We start from the raw sequence: 23,150 nt of genomic DNA, 5'->3' as shown, positions 1-23,150 counted from the left end.
TTATTACTTAGAGTAAAGTTCTATGATTAAGTGTTCTGCTACTTCAAGATCTATATCTTCTCTTGTTGGTAATGCAACAACCTTAACTGACATTTCTTCTAAGTTAGCTTCTAACCACTTAGGAGCTATTCTTGAATTATTTTCTACTAAAGCTTTGAACTTAGCAGATGTTTTTGATCTTTCTTTAACTGTTATAACATCACCAGGTTTAACTGTTATAGAAGCTATATCAGCCTTATGTCCGTTTAATAAGAAATGACCGTGTCCTACTAATTGTCTAGCTTCTTTTCTAGATGAAGCTAATCCCATTCTGTAAACAACATTGTCTAATCTTCTTTCTAATAAACTTAATAAGTTTTCTCCAGTTATACCAGCCATTTTTTCAGCACGCTCGTATAAGTTTCTGAATTGAGTTTCTAAAACTCCGTATATTCTTTTAACTTTTTGCTTTTCTCTTAATTGTAAACCATAGTTAGAAACTTTCTTTCTTCCTTGTCCATGTTGTCCTGGAGCATAGTTTCTTTTAACTATAGCACATTTATCAGTATAACATCTGTCACCTTTAAGGAATAATTTCATTCCTTCTCTACGACACTGTCTGCATGATGCACCTGTGTATCTTGCCATGTCTTTACACCTCCTAATTTACTCGTTTATATAATTAAACTCTTCTTCTCTTTGGCGGTCTACATCCGTTATGAGGAATTGGAGTTACGTCTTTTATCATAGTTACTTCTAATCCAGTGGCTTGAAGTGCTCTTATAGCAGCTTCTCTACCTGAACCTGGTCCCTTTACAAATACTTCAACAGTTTTTAAACCGTGCTCCATTGCAGCTTTAGCAGCTGTTTCTGCAGCCATCTGAGATGCGAAAGGAGTTGCTTTTCTTGATCCTTTGAATCCTAATTGTCCTGAACTTGCAGCTGATATAGCATTTCCATGAACATCAGTTAAAGTTATTATTGTATTGTTAAAAGTTGATTGTATATGTGCTTGACCACGCTCTATATTTTTACGTTCTCTTCTTCTAACACGTGTAACTTTCTTTTTTGGTTTAGCCATTGTTTTCCCTCCTATCTAGTTATTATTTCTTTTTCTTACGAGATACAGTTTTTCTAGGACCTTTTCTAGTTCTAGCATTAGTCTTAGTTCTTTGTCCTCTTAGTGGAAGACCTTTAGCATGTCTTATACCTCTGTAACATTTGATATCTCTTAATCTCTTTATGTTTAAAGCTATCTCTCTTCTTAAGTCACCTTCAACTAAGAAATCACTATCTATGATTTTTCTTAAGTCGTTAACTTGCTCTTCAGATAAGTCTTTTATTCTTGAATCTGGATTTATCTCAGCTTTAGCTAATATTTCATTAGCAGTTGCTTTCCCTATACCATATATATAAGTTAAAGCTATTTCCGCTCTTTTTTCTCTAGGTAAATCTACCCCAGCTATTCTTGCCATTAATCGCACCTCCTACACTTAGTTTTTAGTGTTAAAATCTTAATATCTTAAAATCCGAAACCAGATTTTCTTAACGATTTAAATGTTCTCTGTTAACATCACAATTAAATATTATACTATAGAAGTTAACAAATTACTAGTAATAATTTATTATCCTTGCTTTTGTTTATGCTTTGGATTTTCACAGATAACCATTACTTTACCTTTTCTTTTTATTACTTTGCACTTTTCGCACATTGGTTTTACTGATGGTCTTACTTTCATTGTTAATCCCTCCTTAGACTATTTCAAAATTAGTCTACTTCTTACGCCAAGTGATTCTTCCTCTTGTAAGGTCATATGGAGAAAGTTCAACATTCACCTTATCTCCTTCAAGAATTCTTATGAAGTTCATTCTTAGCTTTCCAGATAAGTGACATAATACTTCGTGCCCGTTTTCTAGTTTTACTTTAAACATAGCATTCGGTAAGTTTTCAGAAACTACACCTTCAAACTCTATAACATCTTTTTTGGCCATTAACTAACCAAACCTCCATTCAATAAGTTAAACTAAATCATTTAACTTAGTAAGTTCAACTCTTAAAAAAACATCCGTAACATTTTGTTCAGACGATATCTTGTTGTTAACTTTATTATTAATAACATTATATATTTCTAAGTGCTTAACTTTTTTTAGTTTAGGTTTACCAAGTTTTCTTTTCTTTCCATCTGCTATAAGAACATATTGATGATCCACTACTTTTATTATAAAAAATAGTTTATCTTTCTCCTTACCAGAGGTAGCTTTTACAACTTGACCTACACTTAAATTATTTGATAACATTTTTTCACCTACTTTTATGATTACAACGCAGATAATATCAACGGTTCATCTTCAGTGATTGCTATCGTATGCTCGTAATGAGCTGATTTTTTGCCATCTATTGTGACAATAGTCCATCCATCCACTAATGTTTTAACGTGGTATTTACCAGCGTTAATCATTGGCTCTATAGCTAAAACCATTCCTTCTTGAAGTCTTGGTCCTTTGCCTGCTGGACCGTAATTAGGTATTTGAGGATCTTCATGAAGTTCTGAGCCAACTCCATGACCTACTAAATCTCTAACTACAGAGAAACCATATTTTTCAACGTGTGCTTGTACTGCGTGTGAGATATCTGATAATCTATATCCTAGTTTAGCAAATTTTATGCCTTCATAGAAGCTTTCTCTAGTTACTTCTATTAATTTCCTATCTTCTTCAGATATTACCCCTACTCCATGAGTTTTCGCAGAGTCTGAATGATATCCTTTATAATAGGCTCCTACATCTAAACTTATAATGTCGCCTTCTTTTAATATGTTCTTTCCTGGTATTCCATGTACAACTTCTTCATTTATAGAAGCGCATATAGAACCTGAAAATCCACCATATCCTTTAAAAGATGGTATCGCATTATATTTTTTTATATTCTCTTCAGCTATTTTATCTAACTCTAAAGTAGATATTCCCGGAGTCACAGCTGCTCTTAATATCTCATGAGTTTCAGCGACAATCTTGCCTGCCTCTCTCATAAGTTCTATTTCTTTTTTTGATTTTAAAATAATCATTATTGTTCACATCCTAGAGCATTTACTATATCTTCAAATACAGTGTTTATAGATTGTTGTCCATTTATGTTAGCTATTATACCTTGAGAACTATAATAATCAACTAATGGCTTTGTTTCATCTAAATAAACTTGTATTCTTTTAGATACAGTTTCTTCTGTATCGTCTGCTCTTTGGTATAACTCTCCTTGGCATACGTTACATACTCCTTCTACTTTAGGAGGATTGAACTCAACATGATACGTTGCACCGCAAGATTTACAAATTCTTCTTCCTACAGCTCTTCCAACTAATATGTTCTTATCAACTTCGATATTAACTACCTTATCTAAAGATATATTAACTTGATGTAAAAACGCATCTAAATGTTCAGCTTGAGCAACATTTCTTGGGAATCCATCTAACATAAATCCATTCTTACAGTCATCTTGAGTTATTCTATCAGTAACTAAACCTACAGTTAACTCATCTGGAACTAATAATCCTTGATCTATATATTCTTTAGCTTTTTTTCCAAGATCTGTTCCCTCTTTTATATTCTTTCTGAATATATCTCCTGTTGATATATGAGGTATGTTGTATTTTTCTACTATCTCTGCTGCTTGCGTACCTTTACCAGCACCAGGAGGTCCAAGTAATATTATTCTCATATTATCATCTCCAATTTATTTTAAGAAACCTTGATAGCTTCTCATAACTAAATTTGATTCTAACTGTCTCTTAAGTTCTAATGCAACTCCTACAACTATTAGTAAAGATGTCCCTACTAATGTAATTTGAAGTTTCATAAAGAACATTATTATAGCCGATACCATAACTATCGATGCTAAAAATAAAGCCCCAGCTAGAGTTAATCTTGATAATATTCTATTTAAATAATCTATAGTAGATTTTCCTGGTCTTATGCCTGGTATAAATCCACCATTGTTTTTCATGTTATTAGCTATATCTTCTGTATTAAATGATACAGTAGTATAGAAATAAGAGAAGAATACTATCAACAGAACTTCAAGTGATCTATATATCCAAACTCCCGGAGATCCTACTGGATTTAAGTAAGTTTGAACGAACGCTTGAGCATCTGCACCCATAAACATTGCTATAGTTTGAGGGAAGGCTAAAAGTGAACTAGCGAAAATTACCGGTATAACTCCCGACTGATTAACTTTCATAGGTATATGAGAACTTTGTCCTCCATACATTTTTCTTCCAACAACTCTTTTCGCGTATTGTACAGGTATTTTTCTAGTGGCTTCTTGTATGTATGTAACTGCTGCTATTGTTAAAAGTATTACTACTCCTAATAATATAGCTGACCACATATTTATTTTACCACTTTTTATTAAGTCTGCAGTTGATATAACATCTACTGGTATTCTTGAGATAATACCGACAAATATTATAATAGAACTTCCATTACCTAATCCTTTTTCAGTAATTTTGTCCCCTATCCACATTAATAACATACTAGCTGATACTAATGTCAATATAACTGTAATTATAAAAAATATACTATCTGAATTTAACGCATCTCGCACAACCCCTAGCGTAATAGCTATTGCTTGTACGAACGCTAATGCTAGCGCTATATACTTAGTATATTTGTTAATTTTTTTCTTACCTTCTTCACCGGATTTTTGAAGTTCTTCCAAACTTTCAAAACCAACAGTTAAAAGTTGTATTATTATAGATGCTGTTATATATGGTCCTATACCTAAAGCAAATAACGTGAAGTTACTAAAAGCACCTCCAGTAAACATATTATATAGAGACAGAAGACTATTACCGCCTACCATCTCCCTTATAATATCTGTTTTAACTCCAGGAACAGGTATTACTGCACCTATCCTAAATACTGCAATCATCATCAAAGTATATAAAATTTTTCTTCTTACGTCTTTAAGTTTCCAAGCTTGCTTTAACTGTGACAGCACGTTAACTCACCCCGCCTGTAATGGCTAAGAGTTAGCAGATTAGATTAAACTAATTCTGCTTTTCCTCCAGCTTTTTCTATTTTTTCTTGAGCTGAAGCAGTAAACTTAGTTGCCTTAACTGTTACAGCTTTCTCTAAGTTTCCTTCGCCTAAGATCTTAACGCCGTCTTTTTCTATTTTACTTATAACTCTAGTTGCTAATAATAACTCTGCAGTTATTTCAGTTCCGTTTTCGAATCTGTTTAAAGCAGCTACGTTTATTTCAGTATAAACTTTCTTGAATATGTTCTTGAAACCTCTCTTAGGAAGTCTTCTAGCTAGTGGCATTTGTCCACCTTCGAATCCTATTCTAACTCCACCACCTGAACGAGACTTTTGTCCTTTTTGTCCACGTCCTGCAGTTTTACCTTGTCCAGTTGCAGTACCTCTACCTAATCTCTTTTTAGCTCTTACTGCACCTTTAGCAGGTTTTAACTCATGTAACTTCATGGATTGCACCTCCTTATCGCACTTCTTAAAAATATTACTCAGCTATTTCAGTAACTTGTACTAAATGCTTAACTTTATTTATCATACCTCTTGTTTGGGCATTGTCTTCTTTAACAACTACTTGTTCTCTTTTTCTTAATCCTAACGCTTCTACGTTTTTTCTTTGGTTAGGAGTAGTTCCTATTGTACTTCTAACTAACTTTATTTGTAATTTAGCCATTTTTCACTACCTCCTTACCCTAGTAAGTCTTCAACTTTTTTACCTCTAAGTTTAGCTATATCTTCAGCTGTCTTTAGAGAGTTAAGACCTTCTATTGTAGCATTTACCATATTTCTTGGGTTGTTAGATCCTAGAGACTTAGCTCTAACATCTGTTAATCCAGCTAATTCAAGTACCGCTCTAGCAGGTCCACCAGCTATAACTCCTGTACCTTCTTTAGCAGGCATTATTAATATTTTTCCAGCTCCGAAGTGTCCGTTTACTTCGTGAGGAATTGTTGTACCAACCATAGGTACGTTTATAAGATTCTTTTTAGCATCTTCTATTGCTTTTTTTATAGCGTCAGGTACTTCCATTGCTTTACCAGTACCTACACCAACGTGTCCGTTTTCATCTCCAACTACTACTAATGCTGCAAATCTGAAGTTTCTACCACCTTTTACAACTTTAGTAACACGTCTTACTTCAACAACTTTTTCTTTTAAGTCAAGTTGTCTTGCGTCTATAAGTTTACGACGTAACATGTGCATTTCCCTCCTTTGTTTCTTAATTAGAACTTAAGTCCAGCTTCTCTAGCACCTTCAGCTAACTCTTGTACTCTACCGTGATATAAGTATCCACCTCTGTCAAATACAACTTCAGTGATTCCTTTTTCTACAGCTTTCTTAGCGATCATTTCGCCAACTTTTTTAGCTGCTTCTTTGTTTCCTGTATGATTAACAGCACCCTTTATTTCTGCGTCTAAAGAAGATGCAGCAACAACAGTTACTCTGTTTGTATCATCTATTATTTGAGCGTATATATTATTAGCACTTCTGAAGATACATAATCTAGGTCTTTGAGTAGTTCCAGCTACTTTACTACGTACTCTCTTATGTCTTTGAAGTCTATTAGCATTTTTATTTGCTTTCTTTATCATAAGGCTCACTCCTTTCTAGCTTTTAAGTTTGGTATTATTACTTCTTACCAGTTTTACCTTCTTTACGTCTTACTACTTCACCAGCGTATCTTATACCTTTACCCTTGTATGGCTCTGGCTTTCTCCAGTCTCTTATCTTAGCAGCGTAGTTTCCTACTAATTGCTTATCGATACCTTTTACTACTAACTCAGTTTGGTTAGGAGACTCAACAGTTATACCTTCTGGATCTTCCATCTCTACTGGATGAGAGAATCCTAAGTTCATAACTAATTTAGTTCCTTGTTTTTGAGCTCTATATCCAACACCAACTAATTCTAATTTCTTTTCGAAACCAGTAGTAACACCTACAACCATATTATCTATTAAAGTTCTAGTTAATCCGTGTAAAGATCTGTGTTGCTTATTGTTTGTTGGTCTTTCAACAGTTATAGTATTTTCTTCTTGCTTTATTTTTAATGCACCATCAAGTTGCTTAGTTAAAGTTCCTTTTGGTCCTTTTACTGTAACGAAGTTTCCTTCAGCTATAGTTACTTCAACACCTGTTGGTACTGTTATTGGTTTAACACCTATTCTTGACATAGTCGCACCTCCTTACATTGTTCGTTTATATTACCAAACGTAGCAGATTACTTCTCCACCAACATTTTCTTTTCTTGCTTGTCTATCAGTTAATATTCCTTTAGAAGTAGATATTACTGATATTCCTAATCCATTTAATACCTTAGGTACTTCATGGTTAGCAGCGTAAACTCTCATACCAGGCTTAGATATTCTCTTAAGTCCTGTTATAACTCTTTCGCCTACTTGTCCGTACTTTAATTGTATTCTTATTATTCCTTGTTTTCCATCTTCTATAACATCATAACCTCTTACGAAACCTTCTTCTAATAAGATTCTAGCTAATTCTTTCTTCATATTAGAGGCAGGAACGTCAACAGTTTCATGCTTAACCATGTTAGCATTTCTTATACGAGTTAGCATATCTGCGATTGGATCTGTCATTGTCATATTGAAACCCTCCTTCCATTTTTAGCGAAGTTTTACCAACTTGCTTTTCTAACACCAGGTATTTGACCTTTATAAGCTAATTCTCTAAAGCATATACGGCATATACCAAATTTTCTTAAAACTGAATGTGGTCTACCACATATAGTACATCTAGTGTATTCTCTAGTAGCGTACTTTTGCTTCTTTTGTTGTTTCACAACCATCGCTTTTCTAGCCACTGGAATCCCTCCTTCGTTTTAGCTTAGAAAATGACCTTTTCTAAACTTACTTAGAAAACGGCATTCCTAATAATTTTAATAATTCACGCGCTTCTTCGTCAGTCTTTGCAGTTGTAACGAATATTATATCCATTCCTCTTACTTTGTCTACTTTATCGTATTCAATTTCAGGGAATATTAATTGCTCTTTAACACCTAAAGCATAGTTTCCTCTACCATCGAATGCGTTAGGATTAACTCCTCTGAAGTCTCTAACTCTTGGTAATGATACTGATACTAATTTGTCCATGAAGTAGAACATTTTGTCAGCTCTTAAAGTAACTTTTGCACCTATTGGCATACCTTCTCTTAATTTGAAGTTTGCAACAGATTTTCTAGCTTTAGTTGTAACAGGCTTTTGTCCAGATATCATTGACATCTCTTCAACTGCCTTTTCTAATCCTTTGGCATTTTCTCTAGCGTCACCAACACCCATGTTCATAACAATTTTGTCTAACTTAGGTATTTCCATAACGTTCTTATATCCAAATTTCTCCATTAAAGCAGGAGCAACTTCTTTCATGTATTTTTCTTGTAATCTAGAAGCCATTTAAGGTCCCTCCTTTCAAGCTATATTATAATTCTTTTCCGCTCTTTACTGAAACTCTAACTTTTTTTCCATCTTTCATTTCGAATCTAACTCTTGCACCTTTTCCTGTTTCAGGATCGAATGGCATTACGTTAGATATGTGAAGTGAAGCTTCTTTATTTATTATTCCACCTTGTGGGTTCATAGCACTTGGCTTTTGGTGTTTAGTTATTACGTTTGCACCTTCAACTAATACTCTATTAGCTTTAGGGAATACTTTTAAAACTGCACCTTTTTTGCCTTTATCTTTACCTGCTATAACTACAACAGTGTCACCTTTTTTAACACGCATCATGTCCTATTGCACCTCCTTATTATAGTACTTCTGGAGCAAGAGAAACTATCTTCATGAACTCATTATCTCTTAACTCTCTAGCAACAGGCCCGAATATACGAGTTCCTACTGGAGTTTTGTCATCTTTTATTATAACTGCAGCGTTATCATCGAAAGATATATAACTTCCATCTTTACGTCTTACGCCTTGCTTAGTTCTCACTATAACAGCTTTAACAACTTTACCTTTTTTTACAACTCCACCAGGTGTTGCACTTTTAACAGTAGCAACTATTACGTCGCCTATATTACCATATCTTCTTTTACTTCCGCCTAGTACACGTATACATAGTATTTCCTTAGCACCAGAGTTATCAGCAACTCTTAAACGTGACTCTTGTTGTACCATATCATAATCCCTCCTTTTCCAAAAAACTACTTAACTTTTTCAACAACTTCAACTAGTCTAAATCTCTTATCTTTTGATAAAGGTCTAGTCTCCATTATCTTAACTTTGTCTCCAGTTGTACATATATTTTGCTCATCATGAGCCTTTAATTTCTTAGTTCTCTTAATTTGCTTATTATATAATGGATGACGTACGAAATCTTCTACAGCAACTACTATAGTTTTATCCATTTTATCACTTACAACACGGCCTATTCTAACTTTTCTTCTTCCTCTTTCCATGTTTAAAAAGCCTCCTTTCCAAATTACGCTCTAGTTTCGTTTAAATTTCTTTGAGCAAGGACAGTCTTAACTCTAGCTATATCCTTTTTAACGAATTTTATTCTAGCTGTATTTTCTAATTGACCAGTAGCTAATTGGAATCTTAAGCTAAATAATTCACTTTTGAAGTCATTTAACTTATTCATTAGCTCTTCGCCTGTTAAATCTCTTAATTCTTTAGCTTGCATCCTATTCACCACCCTTTACTTCTAAGTCTTCACGTTTTACAAACTTACACTTGATTGGTAATTTGTGCATCGCAAGTCTCATTGCTTCTCTAGCTTTTGCTTCATCAACACCTGCTAATTCGAACATAACTCTCCCTGGCTTAACTACTGCTACCCAGTATTCTGGAGATCCTTTACCAGCACCCATACGAGTTTCAGCTGGTTTTTTTGTTACCGGCTTATGAGGGAATATTTTTATCCAAACCTTCCCGCCTCTTTTTATATATCTAGTCATCGCTATTCTGGCAGCTTCTATTTGATTAGAAGTTATCCAAGAAGCTTCTAAAGCAACTAGTCCGAACTCTCCATAAGTAACTTTGTTACCTTTTTGAGCTGTTCCAGACATACTTCCTCTATGAACTCTACGACGCTTTACTCTCTTTGGCATTAACATGAGTATTTCCTCCTTCCTCAAACCTTACTAATATTAGTTTCCTTTGTTTTGAGTGTTCGCTGGTCTTTGTCCTTGTGGTCTTGAACCTTGAGCACCTTGTGGTCTTGAACCTTGTGGTCTTGAACCTTGAGCTGATTGAGGTCTTTGCCCTCTATCATTTCCTCTTCTATCATTTCTTCTATTATCTCTTCTATCATTTCTCTTATTGTCTCTTCTGTTATCTCTTCTATCTTCTCTTGGGTTTACACCGTTTCTAGTTGGTAAAACTTCACCGTTGCATATCCAAACTTTGATACCAGTTTTTCCATAAGTAGTGTTAGCTTCTGCAAAACCGTAGTTTATATCAGCTCTTAGTGTTTGTAAAGGTACATTTCCTTCGCTGTATCCTTCAGTTCTAGCCATCTCTGCTCCACCTAATCTTCCTGATGCAGAAACTTTTATCCCTTTAACACCTGACTTCATAGCTCTTTGTATAGCTTGTTTCATAGCTCTTCTGAAAGCTACCCTTCTCTCTATAGCTAACGCTATATTTTCCGCTACTAATTGAGCATCTTTATCTGGGTTTCTAACTTCAACTATGTTAACTATTACAGTCTTTTTAGTCATTTTTTCTAATTCCGCTTTTAAAGCGTCTATACCAGCACCAGCTCTTCCTATAACTACACCTGGCTTAGCAACGTGTAGGTCTATTTTAACTTTATTTGCTGATCTTTCTATTTCTATTTTAGCAACTCCTGCAGAGTAAAGTCTATTCTTTAAGAATTTACGTACATTATGGTCTTCTAATAATAAGTTTCCGAATTCTTTTTTATCAGATGCGAACCATCTAGAGTCCCAATCTTTTATAACACCGACTCTTAATCCATGTGCATTAACTTTTTGACCCATTATTTTCCCTCCTATCTATAAATTATTTTCTTTCCTTTACAACAACCTCTATGTGAGAAGTTCTTTTTCTTATCATTGTTGCACGTCCCATAGCTCTAGGCATGAATCTCTTCATTGTTGGCCCTTGGTTTGCAACTACTGATGCGATATATAAATTCTCAACATCCATTTCATGGTTGTTTTCAGCGTTTGCTTTAGCAGATTTAACAACTTTAGCTATTATTGAAGCTGCTCCTCTTGGAGTAAACTTTAATATTGCTAATGCTTCATCAACATTTTTTCCTCTAACAAGGTCACAGATTTGTCCTGCTTTTCTTGGTGATACACGTACATATTTAGCAGTAGCTTTTGCTTCCATTTGCTATTCCTCCTTCCTTAGTCAGAAATTTATTATTTTCTTTTGTTAGATTTTTCATCGTCCTTATGTCCCTTGAAAGTTCTTGTAGGAACGAATTCACCTAATTTATGTCCAACCATATCTTCTGTTACGAAAACTGGTATATGTCTTCTTCCATCATGAACAGCTATAGTATGTTCTACCATTTGAGGGAATATAGTTGAAGTTCTTGACCAAGTCTTTATAACTTCTTTATTTCCTGCAGCGTTCATTGCTTCTATTTTCTTTAAAAGTCTCGCGTGGACGAAAGGTCCTTTTTTAGTTGATCTTGACATTTAAAATCCTCCTTTCCGAGCAAAAAGTAAATATATTACTTAGTTCTTCTTGATACTATTAACTTATCAGAAGCTTTATTTTTCTTTCTAGTTTTGTATCCAAGAGCTGGTTTACCCCATGGAGTAACTGGTGAAGGTCTACCTATTGAAGTTCTACCTTCTCCACCACCGTGTGGATGATCACAAGGGTTCATTACAGATCCTCTTACAGTTGGTCTGATACCCATATGTCTTTTTCTACCTGCTTTACCGATAACTACGTTACCGTGCTCTATGTTACCAACTTGTCCTATTGTAGCTTTGCAATCTATGCTTACAAATCTCATTTCACCTGATGGTAATCTTAGTAAAGCTTTCTTTCCTTCTTTAGCCATTAATTGAGCTGAAACTCCAGCAGATCTAACTAACTGAGCACCTTTTCCTGGCTTTAACTCTATGTTGTGTATTACAGTACCTACTGGCATGTCCTTTAATGCTAATGCATTTCCTGGCTTTATGTCAGCTGTTGGGCCTGATAATATTGTACTTCCAACCTCTAATCCAACAGGTGCTAATATATATCTCTTTTCACCATCTGCATAGTGTAATAAAGCTATGTTAGCCGTTCTATTTGGATCATATTCAACAGTAGCAACCTTAGCAGGTACACCGTCTTTATTTCTCTTGAAATCTATTATTCTATATTTTCTTCTGTTTCCTCCACCTCTGTGACGAACAGTTATTTTTCCGTGTGCATTTCTACCAGCGTTCTTCTTTAGAGATACTAAAAGAGATCTTTCTGGTTCGTTGCAAGTTATTTCATCAGAAACTAAAACTGTCATTTGTCTTAAGGCAGGAGAAGTTGGTTTAAACTTTTTTATAGCCATCTGTTTTCCCTCCTTCGTTTGCTAGGATATTACATTCCTTGGAAGAATTCTATTTCTTTACTGCTAGTAGTTAATTTAACTACTGCTTTCTTAAAGCTTGCAGTTCTTCCCTCATGTTTACCCATTCTTTTAACTTTTCCATCGTAGTTCATTGTATTTACTTTTTCTACATTAACTCCGAATATTGCTTCTATAGCTTTTTTTATTTCAGTTTTGTTTGCTTTTTTAGCAACAACAAAAGTGTATTTCTTTTCAACCATTTCGGCCATACTTTGCTCAGTTACAACTGGCTTCATTATTATATCATGTGGATTAGTCATTATGCGTACACCTCCTCCACTTTTTTAACAGCGTCTGTAGTTATTATGAATGAATCATACTTTAATATATCATAAACATTTATTGTGTTAACTGTAGCAGTTGCAACACCTTCTATGTTTGAAGCTGATTTTATTACGTTAGTATTGTTTTCAGCAGTTACTATTAAAGCTTTCTTTGCAGAATTTACATTCTTTAATATTTGAGCGAATTCTTTAGTCTTAGGAGCTTCCATGTTGAAAGCGTCTAATACTATTATTTCACCGTTTTGTACTTTAGCAGATAAAGCACTCTTCATCGCTAATCTTCTTACCTTTTTAGGTAATGTGTAACTGTAATCTCTTGGCTTAGGTGCAAAAGCAACTCCTCCACCAACCCATTGTACAGCTCTTATAGAACCTTGTCTAGCTCTACCTGTTCCTTTTTGTTTCCAAGGTTTTCTTCCGCCACCTCTAACTTCTGCTCTAGTTTTAGCAGACTGAGTACCTTGTCTTTTGTTTGCTAATTGGTTTTTAACAACCTCATATAAAACATGTTCATTAACTTCTATATTGAATATAGAATCTACTAATTCTATTTCTCCAACATTTTGTCCATTAATATTTAATACATTTAATTTTGGCATTGTGCTTCCTCCTTTCTTAGGTTAGTCATTATTTAGAAGACTTAACTGCTTCCTTTATAGTTACTACTGAACCTTTAGGTCCTGGTATAGCACCTTTAACTAATATAAGGTTCTTATCAGTATCTACTTTAACAACCTCTAAGTTTTGAACAGTAACTTTAACGCTACCCATGTGTCCAGCTAATTTTTTGTTTTTAAAAACTCTACCAGGGAAAGAACATGCTCCCATTGATCCTGGTCTTCTGTGGTATCTAGAACCGTGAGATTCAGGACCTCTTGATTGTCCATGTCTTTTTATAGGACCTTGGAATCCCTTACCTTTACTTGTTCCAGAAACATCTATCTTTTCGCCTGTAGTGAATAAATCAGCTTTTATTTCTTGTCCAACTGTATATCCTTCTACAGAATCTACTCTAAATTCTTTTAAGTGTTTCTTTAAAACGTTAGCAGCAGCTAAATGCCCTTTTTGAGGCTTGTTTAAAGATTTTTCTTTAGCATCTACAAATCCTATTTGTATTGCATTGTATCCGTCTTTCTCAACTGTTTTTATTTGAGTTACGACGATTGGTCCTGCCTCAACAACTGTTACAGGTATTACTATACCTTGCTCAGTAAATATTTGAGTCATACCTAATTTTTTTCCTAATATGCCTTTCATATTAGCACCTCCTATAATCTTACAGCGGATTATATTTTATATAATCATTCTAAGATAGTTACCTTATAGGATCGTATCTTAGGTTGCTATTATAACTTTATTTCTATATCAACACCAGCTGGTAAGTCTAATCTCATTAATGAGTCAACTGTTTTAGGTGTTGGGTTAGCTATGTCTATTAATCTCTTGTGAGTTCTTATTTCGAATTGCTCTCTAGAGTCTTTATACTTATGCACAGCTCTTAATATAGTTACAATTTGCTTTTCTGTAGGTAATGGCACAGGTCCTGAAACTTGTGATCCAGCCTTTTTAGCAGTTTCAACTATTTTCCCAGCTGAAAAATCTAATAATTTGTGGTCATATGACTTTAATCTTATTCTTATTTTTTCATTGTTAGCCATTGTAATTTCCCTCCTTTATCGCACGTTTATCTTATATGTTACGCACGACTTTTGCCGATACACTGCTCCGGGTGTGTTGTATTTCTACAACCGGCATTCGGTCGCTCTTAACTAAGATTTGTTTAGTTTATTTCGTATCTCTCAAGCACACTATTATATTTTATATCATTATTTACATTTTTTCAAGTTTTTTTTATCAATTTACAAAATTTATTTTATTATGTAGATTTTTTTATAAACTTGATTGTCTTCTCTATTAAGGCACTAACTTAGTATATAAAATTTAGTGACAAATGTCAACAAAATATAATTAGTATATTATTACTATTTAAAGTTTTTAATGAAAACAAAAAAAGAAAGGGCTAAGCCCCCTCTTTTATCTATTGATTAATCGTATATAAGAAATTACTCAACTATAGAAGCAACAACACCTGATGCTACTGTTCTTCCACCTTCTCTTATTGCGAATCTTAATCCTTCTTCAACACATATTGAGTTTATTAACTCAACTGCCATAGTTACGTTATCTCCTGGCATTACCATCTCTATTCCTTCTGGTAATTTACAAGCTCCTGTAACATCTGTTGTTCTGAAGTAGAACTGTGGTCTGTATCCATCGAAGAATGGAGTATGTCTTCCACCCTCTTCTTTTTTAAGAACGTATACTTCTGCCATGAATTTTGTATGTGCTTTAACTGTTCCTGGCTTAGCTAATACTTGTCCTCTTTCGATTTCGTTTCTTTGTACCCCTCTTATTAATGCTCCTATATTATCTCCAGCTTGTGCTTGATCTAATAATTTTCTGAACATTTCTACTCCTGTTACTACCATTTTTCTTGGCTCTTCAGATAAACCGACTAATTCAACTTCATCTTGAACCTTTAATACTCCTCTTTCTACTCTACCTGTAGCAACTGTTCCTCTACCTGTTATAGAGAATACATCTTCTACTGGCATTAAGAAGTTTTTATCAACATCTCTTTCTGGCTCTGGTATATAAGTATCTATTTGCTCGAATAATTCTATTATTTTATCTCCCCATGTAGAAGAAGTATCTTGTAATGCCATTAAAGCAGATCCTTGGATTATTGGAGTGTCATCACCTGGGAATTCGTACTCGTTTAATAAGTCTCTTACTTCCATTTCAACTAACTCTAATAATTCTTCGTCATCTACTACGTCACATTTGTTTAAGAATACCACTATGTAAGGTACCCCAACTTGTCTTGATAATAGTATATGCTCTCTTGTTTGAGGCATTGGTCCATCAGTTGCTGAACAAACTAATATAGCACCATCCATTTGAGCTGCTCCTGTTATCATATTCTTAACGTAGTCAGCATGTCCTGGACAGTCAACGTGAGCGTAATGTCTGTTTGGAGTTTCATACTCAACGTGAGCTGTTGATATTGTGATTCCTCTTTCTCTTTCTTCTGGAGCTTTATCTATATTAGCGAAGTCTACTGCTTCTCCTAATTGATATCTGTCGAATAACGTTTTAGTTATTGCAGCAGTTAATGTAGTTTTACCATGGTCAACGTGTCCTATAGTTCCTATATTAACGTGTGGTTTATTTCTTTCAAATTTAGCTTTAGCCATTTTGAAATACCTCCTATATATATTTATGTAAGGCGAGGTATACCTCACCTTACTTATTTTATTTTTTTATAATTATTATTTACCTTCAGATATCTTCTTAGCAACTGAAGCTGGAACTTGTGCATAATGATCAAATATCATAGTGTAAGTTGCACGACCTTGAGTAGATGATCTTAACTCAGTAGAGTATCCAAACATTTCTGAAAGTGGAACGAATGCATTTATAATTTGCGCACCAGATCTAGCTTCCATACCTTGTATTAAACCTCTCTTAGAGTTTAATCCACCCATAACGTCTCCCATATAATCTTCAGGAGTAACAACTTCAACTTTGAAGTAAGGCTCAAGTAATATAGAGTTACCTTTTCTTAAAGCTTCTTTCATAGCCATAGATCCAGCCATTTTGAATGCCATCTCTGATGAATCGACATCATGGTAAGAACCATCATATAATTCAACAGCAACGTCAACAACTGGGAATCCAGCAACTACACCAGCAGCCATAGCTCCTTGTATACCTGCATCAGTTGGTCCAACATATTCCTTAGGTACAGATCCACCAACAGTTTTGTTTGTGAATGTATATCCAAGACCTGGATCTTGAGGATTAACTCTGATCTTAACGTGACCATATTGTCCTCTACCACCTGATTGCTTAGAGTACTTGTACTCAATATCTACTGGTTGAGTTATAGTTTCTCTGTAAGCAACTTGTGGAGCTCCAACGTTAGCTTCAACTTTAAATTCTCTTAATAATCTATCAACTATTATCTCTAAGTGTAATTCACCCATACCCGATATTATAGTCTGTCCTGTTTCTTCATCAGTTCTAACTCTGAAAGTCGGATCTTCTTCAACTAACTTTTGAAGAGCTACACCCATCTTTTCTTGAGCAGCTTTTGACTTAGGCTCTATAGCAACAGATATAACTGGCTCAGGGAATTCCATAGTCTCAAGTATTATCGGATTAGCTGGATCACATAAAGTATCTCCAGTTGTAGTTTCTTTTAATCCAACAGCAGCAGCTATATCTCCTGCATATACTTCAGTTATTTCTTCTCTAGTATTAGCATGCATTTGTAGTATACGTCCTAATCTTTCTCTCTTGTTTTTAGTAGAGTTTAAGATATAAGATCCACTAGATATTACTCCAGAATAAACTCTGAAGAATGCTAACTTCCCAACGAATGGGTCAGTCATTATCTTGAATGCTAAAGCTGAGAATGGCTCCTCATCAGATGAATGTCTTTCTTCTTCTTCTCCATCTTCTAATACACCTTTTATAGCAGCTATATCAGTTGGAGCTGGTAAGTAATCAACAACACCATCTAATAATAACTGAACTCCTTTGTTCTTGTAAGCAGATCCACAGAATACTGGGTTGATTTCACAAGCTATAGTAGCTTTTCTTAATGCAACTTTTATTTCTTCTGTAGTAAACTCTTCACCTTCAAGATATTTCATCATTAATTCTTCATCAGTTTCGGCAACAGCTTCTACAAGCTTTTCTCTCCACTCTGCAGCTAATTCTTTCATATCTTCTGGTATTTCAGTTCTTATTATTTCTACTCCTAAGTCATCCTTGTAAACGTGAGCACACATTTCTACAAGGTCAACTTCACCTTCTAACCAGTCTTCTTTACCTATTGGTAATTGAACTGGAACTGCATTAGCAGCTAATCTATCTTTCATCATTTGTACAACATTATAAAAATCTGCACCCATGATATCCATCTTGTTTACGAAAGCCATTCTAGGCACTCCGTAGTTATCAGCTTGTCTCCATACATTCTCAGATTGAGGTTCAACCCCACCTTTAGCACAGAATACAGCAACTGCACCATCAAGAACTCTTAAAGATCTTTCAACTTCAACAGTGAAGTCTACGTGACCTGGAGTATCTATTACATTTATTCTATGGTCTTTCCAAGTAGCAGTAGTAGCAGCAGAAGTAATTGTTATACCTCTCTCCTTTTCTTGCTCCATCCAGTCCATTTGAGAAGCTCCTTCGTGAGTTTCTCCGATCTTATGAGTTTGCCCTGAATAGAATAGGATTCTTTCTGTAGTAGTAGTTTTTCCTGCATCTATATGAGCCATGATTCCTATATTCCTAGTTCTTTCTAAAGGAAACTTTCTAGCCATGGTTCTCCTCCTTACGATATCCTTTTAAAGGTATCTGTACCTTACAATTAGAATCTATAATGAGCAAATGCTTTATTAGCTTCTGCCATTTTATGAGTATCTTCTTTTTTCTTAACTGAAGCTCCTGTGTTGTTAGCAGCGTCCATTATCTCTTTAGATAACTTCTCAACCATACCTTTTTCTCCACGAGCTCTAGTGTAGTTTACTAACCATCTTAAACCTAAAGTTTGTCTTCTTTCAGGTCTAACCTCTATAGGTACTTGGTAGTTAGCTCCACCAACTCTTCTAGCTTTAACTTCTAAAACTGGCATTATGTTTTCCATAGCTCTGTTGAATACTTCAACAGCCTCTTCACCAGTTTTTTCAGCTATTATAGCGAAAGCATCATAAACTATTGCTTGAGACTTTCCTTTTTTTCCATCCATCATTAAATTGTTTATTAGCTTAGTAACTACTTTACTTCCATACATTGGATCAGCTAATACTTCTCTTTTTGGAACATTACCTTTTCTTGGCATTTTGCTTCCCTCCTTAATTATTAAATCTTAAATCATAGGTACTCGACATAACTAAAATGCCGTGATGCCATAAATATCTATATATTTAAAGCACCGCACGTATAATCAATTGTTAGTTTTTACTATTTTTTTGCAGCTTTAGGTCTCTTAGCACCGTACTTAGATCTTGATTGCATTCTCTTATCAACACCTGCAGTATCTAATGTACCTCTAAGTATATGGTATCTAACCCCTGGAAGGTCTTTTACTCTTCCTCCTCTTATAAGAACAACACTATGCTCTTGTAAGTTGTGGCCTTCACCTGGTATATAAGCAGAAACTTCTATTCCGTTTGTTAATCTAACTCTTGCAACTTTTCTTAAAGCTGAGTTAGGTTTCTTAGGAGTAACTGTTTTTACTGAAGTACAAACTCCTCTTTTTTGTGGAGCACTTGCATCAGTAGATTTCTTGTGTAAAGAATCATATCCCTTTTGTAATGCTGGAGCAGTAGATTTTTTCTCTATTGCTTGTCTTTTTTTACGAACTAATTGGTTAATCGTTGGCATGACATGCACCTCCTTTTTCAAAATTTTCGATCTTTATGACCGCCAACTACATCAATATGAAATCATATTGAGTATTTATAGTAACTTCCGTTACTTTACAATTAAATGTCTATTAACACACATTTTATGTGGTTTTAGCTCTTTGCAGTTTGGTGCTACTATTATTATTTATTAAAAGTTCAATCGAAAGTAATTAAGAACTTATATAAGCTCTTAACCGACTTTCAATTGCACACTTTTACATTTTATCACCAGACATAATCTATGTCAAGATTTCTTTATAAGTATAAAGGTTTAACTTTCGATTCTAGTCTTCTATTCTTTCAACAGCTATGTTTTTATATCTCTTCATACCAGTTCCTGCTGGTATTAACTTACCTATTATAACATTCTCTTTCAGACCTATTAAATGGTCTTCTTTTCCTTTTATAGCAGCTTCTGTCAATACTCTTGTAGTTTCCTGGAATGATGCAGCTGATAAGAATGATTCTGTAGCAAGAGATGCCTTAGTTATACCAAGTAAAGTTCTCTTCGCAACAGCTGGTCTTAATCCTTGAGCCATAGCTTCTTCATTACATTTATTGAATGTTAATACATCTTCATATCCACCTGGTAATAAATCTGTATCTCCTGGATCTTCAACCTTAACTTTAGAAAGCATCTGTCTTACAATTACTTCTATATGCTTATCGTTAACGTCAACACCTTGCATTCTATAAACTCTTTGTACTTCTTTAACTATATACTCTTGAACCCCACCTATACCCTGTACTCTTACTATATCATGAGGGTTTATAGAACCTTGAGTTAAAGCTTCACCAGCTACAACCTTTTGTCCTTGTTTAACTCTCAATCTTGATCCGTAAGGTATTGCGTATATTTCTGTTTCTCCTGTTTGTGGTACTATAGCTATTTCCTTCTTCTTACCAGTTTCATCTATTTCAACTCTACCAGCAACTTCAGTAATTAGCGCTAAACCTTTTGGTTTTCTGGCTTCGAATAATTCCTCAACCCTTGGAAGACCTTGAGTTATATCTCCACCGGCAACCCCACCCGTATGGAATGTACGCATTGTAAGCTGTGTACCTGGCTCACCTATTGATTGAGCAGCTATTATACCTACAGCTTCACCTATGTTTACTTCCTTACCTGTAGCAAGGTTTCTACCGTAACACTTAGAGCAAACTCCGTGGTTTGTTCTACAATTAAGAACCGTTCTTATTTGAACTGTTTCTATTCCTGATGCTACTATTTTTTCAGCTTCATCTTCTTGAATCATAGAATCAGCTTCTACTATAACTTCTCCAGTAGTTGGATGTACTATAGCATCTATAGTGTATCTTCCTACCATTCTATCGTATAGTACTTCTATTACTTCATTTCCATCTTTTATTGCAAAGATTTCTGTTGTATCCGTAGTTCCACAGTCTACATCTCTTACTATAACATCTTGACTGACATCAACAAGTCTTCTTGTTAAGTAACCTGAATCGGCTGTACGAAGTGCAGTATCGGCAAGACCTTTTCTAGCACCATGTGAAGATGTAAAGTATTCCATTACTGATAAACCTTCACGGAAGTTAGATTTAACTGGAACTTCAACTGTTTTACCAGATGCATTGGCCATAAGTCCACGCATACCAGCTAACTGTCTTATCTGGTTTTTCGATCCTCTGGCTCCTGAATGAGCCATTATATATATATTATTTAATCTGTCTAAACCTTCCATAAGAGCATCTGTAACTTTTTCAGTTGTTTCTGTCCAAGTTTCTATAACTCTTTCATATCTTTCTTCGTTAGATATTAGACCTCTTCTATATGCTTTTTCATACTTATCAACTTTTTCTTCAGCTAAAGTTACGTAACCTTGTTTAGCTTCTGGAATTGTCATATCTGCAACGGCAACTGTTAATCCACCTCTTGTAGAATACTTAAATCCTAGTGATTTTATATAATCAAGTAATACAGCAGTATCTGTATTTCCATGTTTTCTAAAACACTTGTCTATTATTACACCTAAAGATTTTTTATCAACTAAATAGTCAACTTCTAATCCAAATGGATCTTTTTCTCTATCAACAAATCCTAAGTTTTGAGGTATTTGTTCATTGAATATAAATCTACCAACTGTACTTTCAACAATTGATCTTCTACCATCTTCAAGTATTATTCTCATCTTTACTAATGAGTGCAATTCAACTGCATTATTTTGATAAGCAAGTAATAATTCATTGAAGTCCTTAAATGTTGTACCTGTTCCTTTTTCTCCACCTTGAGCTTCTATTGTTAAATAGTAACATCCTAAAACCATATCCTGAGAAGGAGTAGTTATCGGAGTACCATCTTTAGGTGCAAGTATATTGTTAATAGATAACATTAAGAATCTTGCTTCCGCTTGGGCTTCAACTGATAAAGGAACGTGAACTGCCATTTGGTCACCATCAAAGTCAGCATTGTATGCTGTACATACAAGTGGATGTAACTTTATAGCTTTTCCTTCAACTAATATTGGTTCAAATGCTTGTATCCCTAATCTATGAAGAGTAGGTGCACGGTTAAGAAGTACTGGATGACTTTTTATAACGTCTTCTAGAACATCCCAAACCTCTGGTTTAACTTTTTCTACTATAGACTTTGCACTTTTTATATTATGTGCATGCCCTTCTTTAACTAGTTTATCCATAACAAATGGTTTGAATAATTCAAGTGCCATTTTCTTTGGAAGACCACATTGATAGAATTTAAGTTCTGGTCCAACGACTATAACTGAACGTCCTGAGTAGTCAACACGCTTACCAAGTAAGTTTTGACGGAAACGTCCTTGCTTTCCTTTTAACATGTCTGATAATGACTTAAGTGGTCTATTACCAGGTCCTGTTACAGGTCTACCTCTTCTACCATTGTCAATTAAAGCATCTACAGCTTCTTGAAGCATTCTCTTTTCATTTCTTACTATTATGTCCGGTGCTCCAAGCTCTAATAATCTCTTTAATCTGTTATTTCTATTTATAACTCTTCTATATAAATCATTTAAATCAGAAGTTGCAAATCTTCCTCCATCAAGTTGTACCATAGGTCTTAAATCTGGAGGTATAACTGGTATAGCTTCTACTATCATCCACTCTGGTTTATTTCCAGACTTTTTGAATGCTTCTACCACTTCTAATCTTCTTATAGTTCTAACTCTTTTTTGTCCAGTGCTATCTTTTAAGTCCGATCTTAAATCTTTGCTTTCTTGCTCTAAATCAATATTTTGTAATAATTGTTTTACAGCTTCAGCACCCATACCTATAGTGAAAGTATTATATCCATACTTTTCAACAGCAGTTCTATATTCTTTTTCTGTTAATAGTTGCTTTGTATTTAATCCAGTTTCTCCTGAATCAACTACAACATATGATGCAAAGTATAATATTTTTTCTAAAGATCTAGGAGACATATCAAGTAAAAGACCCATTCTACTTGGTATACCTTTGAAGTACCAGATATGAGACATAGGAGCTGCTAGCTCTATATGTCCCATTCTTTCTCTTCTTACCTTAGCTTTTGTTACTTCTACTCCACATCTATCACAAACTACACCTTTGTATCTTACTCTTCTGTATTTACCACAGTGACACTCCCAGTCTTTTTGAGGTCCAAATATTCTTTCACAGAAAAGACCATCTTTCTCTGGTTTAAGTGTACGGTAGTTTATAGTTTCAGGCTTTTTTACTTCTCCTCTAGACCACTGTCTTATTTTTTCTGGAGAAGCCAATGCTATCTTTATCGACTCGAAATTGTTTAATTCAAACAAGGAGTTCTCTCCCTTCTATTTGATATTTACATTAATAA

The 23,150-nt window shown here is 34.6% G+C and carries 35 protein-coding genes; all 35 read right to left on the bottom strand.

Annotated elements, in window-relative coordinates:
- Positions 1-3: 3 nt before the first annotated feature.
- The 35 genes from rpsD to rpoC all read right to left on the bottom strand — a co-directional run bounded on the left by rpsD (position 4) and on the right by rpoC (position 23,112).
- Complete coding sequence (rpsD, locus tag QOZ84_RS15490) at positions 4-627, bottom strand: 30S ribosomal protein S4 (protein WP_026899686.1); 624 nt, start codon at positions 625-627, stop codon at positions 4-6.
- A 34-nt stretch (positions 628-661) separates the two neighbouring features.
- Positions 662-1,060, bottom strand: a complete 399-nt coding sequence (gene rpsK, locus QOZ84_RS15485; protein WP_026899687.1) for a 30S ribosomal protein S11 — start codon at positions 1,058-1,060, stop codon at positions 662-664.
- Between the two features lie 22 nt (positions 1,061-1,082).
- Positions 1,083-1,454 carry a 30S ribosomal protein S13 gene (rpsM, locus tag QOZ84_RS15480; RefSeq protein WP_284133808.1) on the bottom strand — a complete coding sequence of 124 codons (372 nt, stop codon included), beginning with the start codon at positions 1,452-1,454 and terminating at the stop codon, positions 1,083-1,085.
- A 150-nt stretch (positions 1,455-1,604) separates the two neighbouring features.
- Positions 1,605-1,718: a 50S ribosomal protein L36 gene (rpmJ, locus tag QOZ84_RS15475; RefSeq protein WP_017753001.1), complete on the bottom strand. Its 114-nt coding sequence runs from the start codon at positions 1,716-1,718 to the stop codon at positions 1,605-1,607.
- A gap of 34 nt (positions 1,719-1,752) precedes the next feature.
- Positions 1,753-1,971, bottom strand: coding sequence for a translation initiation factor IF-1 (gene infA / locus QOZ84_RS15470; protein ID WP_026899689.1), 219 nt, complete (start codon positions 1,969-1,971; stop codon positions 1,753-1,755).
- A gap of 27 nt (positions 1,972-1,998) precedes the next feature.
- Positions 1,999-2,277, bottom strand: a complete 279-nt coding sequence (locus tag QOZ84_RS15465) for a KOW domain-containing RNA-binding protein (protein ID WP_284133807.1) — start codon at positions 2,275-2,277, stop codon at positions 1,999-2,001.
- Between the two features lie 20 nt (positions 2,278-2,297).
- Positions 2,298-3,044 (bottom strand): type I methionyl aminopeptidase, encoded by a 747-nt coding sequence (gene map / locus QOZ84_RS15460; protein ID WP_284133806.1) that lies wholly within the window; start codon positions 3,042-3,044, stop codon positions 2,298-2,300.
- Positions 3,044-3,694 (bottom strand): adenylate kinase, encoded by a 651-nt coding sequence (locus QOZ84_RS15455; RefSeq protein ID WP_284133805.1) that lies wholly within the window; start codon positions 3,692-3,694, stop codon positions 3,044-3,046. Before QOZ84_RS15455 ends, map begins: the two co-directional genes overlap by 1 nt.
- Before the next feature lie 15 nt (positions 3,695-3,709).
- Complete coding sequence (gene secY, locus QOZ84_RS15450) at positions 3,710-4,978, bottom strand: preprotein translocase subunit SecY (RefSeq protein ID WP_284133804.1); 1,269 nt, start codon at positions 4,976-4,978, stop codon at positions 3,710-3,712.
- A 44-nt stretch (positions 4,979-5,022) separates the two neighbouring features.
- Entirely contained in the window at positions 5,023-5,466 is a 444-nt protein-coding gene (rplO, locus tag QOZ84_RS15445; RefSeq protein WP_026899694.1) for a 50S ribosomal protein L15, read from the bottom strand.
- 34 nt (positions 5,467-5,500) lie between these two features.
- On the bottom strand, positions 5,501-5,686 hold the full coding sequence (gene rpmD, locus QOZ84_RS15440) for a 50S ribosomal protein L30 (RefSeq protein WP_026899695.1): 186 nt from the start codon (positions 5,684-5,686) through the stop codon (positions 5,501-5,503).
- Positions 5,687-5,700: 14 nt separating this feature from the next.
- Complete coding sequence (rpsE, locus tag QOZ84_RS15435; protein WP_026899696.1) at positions 5,701-6,210, bottom strand: 30S ribosomal protein S5; 510 nt, start codon at positions 6,208-6,210, stop codon at positions 5,701-5,703.
- A 26-nt stretch (positions 6,211-6,236) separates the two neighbouring features.
- Positions 6,237-6,605, bottom strand: a complete 369-nt coding sequence (gene rplR / locus QOZ84_RS15430; protein WP_026899697.1) for a 50S ribosomal protein L18 — start codon at positions 6,603-6,605, stop codon at positions 6,237-6,239.
- 37 nt (positions 6,606-6,642) lie between these two features.
- The gene (rplF, locus tag QOZ84_RS15425; RefSeq protein WP_284133803.1) at positions 6,643-7,185 is read right to left on the bottom strand and encodes a 50S ribosomal protein L6; all 543 of its coding nucleotides are present in this window, start codon (positions 7,183-7,185) and stop codon (positions 6,643-6,645) included.
- A gap of 30 nt (positions 7,186-7,215) precedes the next feature.
- The gene (rpsH, locus tag QOZ84_RS15420; protein ID WP_026899699.1) at positions 7,216-7,614 is read right to left on the bottom strand and encodes a 30S ribosomal protein S8; all 399 of its coding nucleotides are present in this window, start codon (positions 7,612-7,614) and stop codon (positions 7,216-7,218) included.
- Positions 7,615-7,646: 32 nt separating this feature from the next.
- Entirely contained in the window at positions 7,647-7,832 is a 186-nt protein-coding gene (locus QOZ84_RS15415; protein WP_021127555.1) for a type Z 30S ribosomal protein S14, read from the bottom strand.
- 46 nt (positions 7,833-7,878) lie between these two features.
- Positions 7,879-8,421, bottom strand: coding sequence for a 50S ribosomal protein L5 (gene rplE / locus QOZ84_RS15410; RefSeq protein ID WP_026899700.1), 543 nt, complete (start codon positions 8,419-8,421; stop codon positions 7,879-7,881).
- Between the two features lie 25 nt (positions 8,422-8,446).
- Positions 8,447-8,752, bottom strand: coding sequence for a 50S ribosomal protein L24 (gene rplX / locus QOZ84_RS15405; RefSeq protein WP_026899701.1), 306 nt, complete (start codon positions 8,750-8,752; stop codon positions 8,447-8,449).
- Positions 8,753-8,774: 22 nt separating this feature from the next.
- Positions 8,775-9,143 (bottom strand): 50S ribosomal protein L14, encoded by a 369-nt coding sequence (rplN, locus tag QOZ84_RS15400; protein WP_026899702.1) that lies wholly within the window; start codon positions 9,141-9,143, stop codon positions 8,775-8,777.
- A 26-nt stretch (positions 9,144-9,169) separates the two neighbouring features.
- The gene (gene rpsQ, locus QOZ84_RS15395) at positions 9,170-9,424 is read right to left on the bottom strand and encodes a 30S ribosomal protein S17 (protein ID WP_026899703.1); all 255 of its coding nucleotides are present in this window, start codon (positions 9,422-9,424) and stop codon (positions 9,170-9,172) included.
- 23 nt (positions 9,425-9,447) lie between these two features.
- On the bottom strand, positions 9,448-9,651 hold the full coding sequence (rpmC, locus tag QOZ84_RS15390; protein WP_036767152.1) for a 50S ribosomal protein L29: 204 nt from the start codon (positions 9,649-9,651) through the stop codon (positions 9,448-9,450).
- A gap of 1 nt (position 9,652) precedes the next feature.
- Positions 9,653-10,084 (bottom strand): 50S ribosomal protein L16, encoded by a 432-nt coding sequence (rplP, locus tag QOZ84_RS15385; protein ID WP_026899705.1) that lies wholly within the window; start codon positions 10,082-10,084, stop codon positions 9,653-9,655.
- Positions 10,085-10,117: 33 nt separating this feature from the next.
- Positions 10,118-10,972, bottom strand: coding sequence for a 30S ribosomal protein S3 (gene rpsC / locus QOZ84_RS15380; protein ID WP_026899706.1), 855 nt, complete (start codon positions 10,970-10,972; stop codon positions 10,118-10,120).
- 22 nt (positions 10,973-10,994) lie between these two features.
- Complete coding sequence (gene rplV / locus QOZ84_RS15375; protein WP_026899707.1) at positions 10,995-11,330, bottom strand: 50S ribosomal protein L22; 336 nt, start codon at positions 11,328-11,330, stop codon at positions 10,995-10,997.
- Between the two features lie 32 nt (positions 11,331-11,362).
- Entirely contained in the window at positions 11,363-11,644 is a 282-nt protein-coding gene (gene rpsS, locus QOZ84_RS15370) for a 30S ribosomal protein S19 (RefSeq protein WP_026899708.1), read from the bottom strand.
- 35 nt (positions 11,645-11,679) lie between these two features.
- Positions 11,680-12,510, bottom strand: coding sequence for a 50S ribosomal protein L2 (gene rplB / locus QOZ84_RS15365; RefSeq protein WP_026899709.1), 831 nt, complete (start codon positions 12,508-12,510; stop codon positions 11,680-11,682).
- Between the two features lie 29 nt (positions 12,511-12,539).
- Complete coding sequence (gene rplW, locus QOZ84_RS15360; RefSeq protein ID WP_026899710.1) at positions 12,540-12,830, bottom strand: 50S ribosomal protein L23; 291 nt, start codon at positions 12,828-12,830, stop codon at positions 12,540-12,542.
- Positions 12,830-13,453 carry a 50S ribosomal protein L4 gene (gene rplD, locus QOZ84_RS15355; RefSeq protein ID WP_026899711.1) on the bottom strand — a complete coding sequence of 208 codons (624 nt, stop codon included), beginning with the start codon at positions 13,451-13,453 and terminating at the stop codon, positions 12,830-12,832. The genes rplW and rplD overlap by 1 nt, the downstream gene beginning before the upstream one ends.
- A 28-nt stretch (positions 13,454-13,481) precedes the next feature.
- A complete protein-coding gene (gene rplC, locus QOZ84_RS15350) occupies positions 13,482-14,111 on the bottom strand; it encodes a 50S ribosomal protein L3 (protein ID WP_026899712.1) in 630 nt (209 codons plus the stop codon).
- 89 nt (positions 14,112-14,200) lie between these two features.
- Positions 14,201-14,512 (bottom strand): 30S ribosomal protein S10, encoded by a 312-nt coding sequence (gene rpsJ, locus QOZ84_RS15345; RefSeq protein WP_026899713.1) that lies wholly within the window; start codon positions 14,510-14,512, stop codon positions 14,201-14,203.
- A 405-nt stretch (positions 14,513-14,917) separates the two neighbouring features.
- The gene (tuf, locus tag QOZ84_RS15340) at positions 14,918-16,111 is read right to left on the bottom strand and encodes an elongation factor Tu (protein ID WP_284133793.1); all 1,194 of its coding nucleotides are present in this window, start codon (positions 16,109-16,111) and stop codon (positions 14,918-14,920) included.
- Positions 16,112-16,186: 75 nt separating this feature from the next.
- Positions 16,187-18,253: an elongation factor G gene (fusA, locus tag QOZ84_RS15335; protein WP_284133802.1), complete on the bottom strand. Its 2,067-nt coding sequence runs from the start codon at positions 18,251-18,253 to the stop codon at positions 16,187-16,189.
- 47 nt (positions 18,254-18,300) lie between these two features.
- On the bottom strand, positions 18,301-18,771 hold the full coding sequence (rpsG, locus tag QOZ84_RS15330) for a 30S ribosomal protein S7 (RefSeq protein ID WP_026899716.1): 471 nt from the start codon (positions 18,769-18,771) through the stop codon (positions 18,301-18,303).
- A 122-nt stretch (positions 18,772-18,893) separates the two neighbouring features.
- Positions 18,894-19,316 carry a 30S ribosomal protein S12 gene (rpsL, locus tag QOZ84_RS15325; RefSeq protein ID WP_284133801.1) on the bottom strand — a complete coding sequence of 141 codons (423 nt, stop codon included), beginning with the start codon at positions 19,314-19,316 and terminating at the stop codon, positions 18,894-18,896.
- A gap of 307 nt (positions 19,317-19,623) precedes the next feature.
- Positions 19,624-23,112, bottom strand: coding sequence for a DNA-directed RNA polymerase subunit beta' (rpoC, locus tag QOZ84_RS15320; protein WP_284133800.1), 3,489 nt, complete (start codon positions 23,110-23,112; stop codon positions 19,624-19,626).
- Positions 23,113-23,150 lie beyond the last annotated feature (38 nt).

Source organism: Romboutsia sedimentorum (assembly GCF_030131845.1).
Classification (GTDB): domain Bacteria; phylum Bacillota; class Clostridia; order Peptostreptococcales; family Peptostreptococcaceae; genus Romboutsia_D; species Romboutsia_D sedimentorum.
This window is presented reverse-complemented; position numbering and strand designations above follow the sequence as displayed.